At 56.1% G+C, this 2,015-nt stretch carries 2 protein-coding genes; both read left to right on the top strand.

Translation table 11 applies throughout. The features are described from left to right. Positions 1–169: 169 nt before the first annotated feature. Positions 170–868: a sporulation protein YunB gene (gene yunB, locus B2W96_RS06020; RefSeq protein WP_293009384.1), complete on the top strand. Its 699-nt coding sequence runs from the start codon at positions 170–172 to the stop codon at positions 866–868. Between the two features lie 56 nt (positions 869–924). Further along, the coding region (gene ligA, locus B2W96_RS06025; protein WP_293009385.1) for an NAD-dependent DNA ligase LigA at positions 925–2,015 on the top strand (1,091 nt) is incomplete at its 3' end.

Consider the following 2,015-nt stretch of genomic DNA (forward strand, 5'->3'; position numbering starts at 1 on the left):
GCGGCACAGAGAGCAGGGGAGGGTGATGTGATTTTGCTGAGCCCCGCCTGCGCGGCCTTTGACCAGTTTAAAAACTTTATGGAGCGGGGCAGGGCTTTTAAGCAGATTGTGTCCGGATTGAAATAGGGAAAAGCCCCTTTCGCATAGAATCTTCCAATGGGGTGATTCTATGAGATCATACGGATACTACCGCCGCCCCCTGACTCGGCGGACGCTGGCGCGGCTGCTGCTGGCGGCGGTGTTTTTGGGGCTGGGGATTTTTGCCGCCGTGGCGGGTCTTCAGATGAAACAGCTACTGACTCAGTTGGCTGTTACGCGGGTCAGCAACACGGTAAACGGCATCGTCGCGCAGGCGGTGAATGAAACAATTGACAGTGGGGAGATTAAATACGACGATTTAATTTCCTTTGAAAAGGACAACGAAGGGAAAATTACGGCGGTAAAAAGCAATATGCCGGAGTTTAACCGCTTGCAGTCCAAAATTTTAAAGGTGATTTTAGAGCGGCTCTCCGACGTGTCCACAAAAGACTTGTCCATCCCTGTGGGCAGCCTTACCGGGTCTGCTCTGCTGTCCGGGCGTGGGCCGGGGGTAAAGGTGCGGATGCAGTCCGTGGGATCATCCAGAGCACATCTGGAAAATCAGTTTGATACAGCGGGGATCAACCAGACCAAGCATCGGATTCTGCTGGAGGTGGATGTATCCGTGGCAATCTTGCTGCCGGGCTTTAACACCGCCACGCAGGTGAGCAACGCCTTTACCGTGGCAGAAACGGTGATTGTGGGCACGGTTCCGGAGAGCTACACCTATTTCAGCAATACGGGTGATCAAGCAGATGACGCCAGAGAGCTGATTCTCAACAAGGGCTGAGCGGGAGGAAACCCTCCCGCTTTCAGTCCGCGCAGGAAAGGAAAAGGAACAAGCGCATGGACTATCGCGAGGAAATGAAGCGACTGCGGGAGGAGCTCAACGAAAATGCCTACCGCTACTATGTATTGGACGAACCCACCATGTCGGATTATGACTACGACATGAAAAACCGTCGGCTTCAGCAGTTGGAACAGGAGCATCCTGAGGAAATCGTCCCGGATTCTCCCACCCAGCGCGTGGGGGACAAGCTGAAGGATGGCTTTTCCCCTTATCGCCACGAGGTTCCGCTGGAGAGCTTGCAGGATGTGTTTACCGCCGGAGAGGTGGAGGATTTCTGCCACCGGATGGAGGAGTCGCTTGATGGGAATGCGGCGTATTCACTGGAGCCGAAGGTAGACGGACTGTCGGTGGCGCTGGAGTATCGGGATGGCGTATTTGTCAGCGGTGGGACAAGAGGCGACGGCCGGGTGGGGGAGGACGTGACGGAGAACCTGCGCACCGTCCGCTCCATTCCCATGACGCTGCCGGAGAAGCTGCCCCGGCTCATTGTCCGAGGAGAGGTTTATATGGCCCGCTCCGTGTTTGAGGAAATCAACCGCCGCCGGGAAATAGAGGGGAAGCCCCTCATGGCCAACCCCCGAAACGCAGCCGCAGGCTCCCTGCGCCAGCTTGACCCCAAAATCGCGGCGGAACGGCGGCTGGACATCCGGATTTTCAACCTGCAATTGGCGCAGGGACGAAGCTTTGCCACTCACTCCGAAACGCTGGACTATTTGGAAAGCCAGCATTTCTCCGTTATCCCCCATAAAACGCTCCTTACCGCCAACGCGTGCTTGGAGGAAATCCATGACATTAACGAGCGTAGGATGAGCTATCCCTACGATATGGACGGCGCAGTGATTAAAATTGACCGGCTGTCCGACAGGGAGTCACTTGGCAGCACTGTGAAATGCCCCAAATGGGCCATTGCCTACAAGTATCCGCCGGAGCAGAAGCCGAGCAAGGTTCTGGACATTGTTGTTCAGGTGGGGCGCACCGGAGTTCTGACGCCCAAGGCGGTGCTTGCCCCGGTCCATCTGGCAGGCACCACCGTCCAGAGCGCCACGCTGCATAATCAGGATTATATTGCTGAAAAGGACGTTCGCGT

The organism is Oscillibacter sp. UBA6647 (assembly GCA_002455655.1).
Lineage (GTDB): Bacteria > Bacillota > Clostridia > Oscillospirales > Oscillospiraceae > Oscillibacter.

Excerpts from the sequence above, each read along its gene's own strand:
- yunB (WP_293009384.1), top strand. The coding sequence starts at position 170 with ATGAGATCATACGGATACTACCGCCGCCCCCTGACTCGGCGGACGCTG.